Annotated in this window: 1 protein-coding gene; it reads left to right on the forward strand. The window is 39.0% G+C overall.

Annotation, left to right across the window (positions count from 1 at the left end; all coding sequences use genetic code 11):
* Positions 1-231 (forward strand): hypothetical protein (locus AAEY57_RS21270; RefSeq protein ID WP_350608816.1); only part of this gene is annotated, 231 nt, incomplete at both ends.

Here is a 231-nt window from a genome sequence, read left to right on the forward strand (position 1 = left end):
CGGCGCAACTGAGCACCCGTATGCGGCAGCTCAAAATCAGCAATTAAATAACTTAATTACTGATTTTAAAAAAGCTTTTAATACCGCTAAAAAGCAATTTGATCATGCACAAAGCGAGCTGCATAAGCATCAAACTCAGCATGCTGTATTAACTGCTGAACACGGACAACTTGAGCAAATAATACAAACAGCAAAAGCCAAACAGCTCGACATTAAAAATACCATGCTAGG

It is taken from the genome of Pseudoalteromonas sp. MER144-MNA-CIBAN-0113 (assembly GCF_040308965.1).
In the GTDB taxonomy this organism is placed as follows: Bacteria; Pseudomonadota; Gammaproteobacteria; order Enterobacterales; family Alteromonadaceae; genus Pseudoalteromonas; species Pseudoalteromonas tetraodonis.